Annotated in this window: 1 pseudogene; it reads left to right on the plus strand. The window is 53.9% G+C overall.

Annotation, left to right across the window (positions count from 1 at the left end):
- Positions 1 to 724, plus strand: a pseudogene (locus tag IE166_RS20510) (IS5 family transposase); the annotation flags it as partial.
- Positions 725 to 872 lie beyond the last annotated feature (148 nt).

An 872-nucleotide genomic window follows, 5' to 3' on the forward strand; every position in this document is an offset into this window, starting at 1 on the left:
CAAGGCGGGCAATGGCCGACGGCCCTATCCGCTGGAGACCATGCTGCGTATTCACTGCATGCAGCATTGGTACAACATGAGCGACGGTGCCATGGAAGATGCCCTGTACGAAATCGCCTCCATGCGCCTGTTTGCCCGATTATCCCTGGATAGCGCCCTGCCGGATCGCACCACCATCATGAATTTCCGCCACCTGCTCGAGCAGCATCAACTGGCCCGTCAATTGTTCAAGACCATCAATCGCTGGCTGGCCGAAGCAGGCGTCATGATGACCCAAGGCACTTTGGTGGATGCCACCATCATTGAGGCACCCAGCTCTACCAAGAACAATGAGCAGCAACGCGATCCGGAGATGCATCAGACCAAGAAAGGCAATCAGTGGCACTTTGGCATGAAGGCCCACATTGGTGTCGATGCCAAGAGTGGCCTGACCCACAGCCTGGTCACCACCGCGGCCAACGAGCATGACCTCAATCAGCTGGGTAATCTGCTTCATGGAGAGGAGCAATTTGTCTCAGCCGATGCCGGCTACCAAGGAGCGCCACAGCGCGAGGAGCTGGCCGAGGTGGATGTGGACTGGCTGATCGCCGAGCGTCCCGGCAAGGTAAAAACCTTGAAGCAGCATCCGCGCAAGAACAAAACGGCCATCAACATCGAATACATGAAAGCCAGCATCCGTGCCAGGGCAGTAACCACACAGCAGCCCTGTAACTTAACCTTATGTATTCAATACACTTAATTGAATACAATCCGGTAAACCGGTTTACTGATTATAGTGAATAAATTGTTAATTGATCGTTTTTTGCGCCAAAAGCGGGCGCTTTTGCGCCATTTTGGGACGGGCTTAACAAATCTTGATCGAGTCGCGGCCA

The organism is Tianweitania populi (assembly GCF_014652875.1).
GTDB classification, from domain to species: domain Bacteria; phylum Pseudomonadota; class Alphaproteobacteria; order Rhizobiales; family Rhizobiaceae; genus Tianweitania; species Tianweitania populi.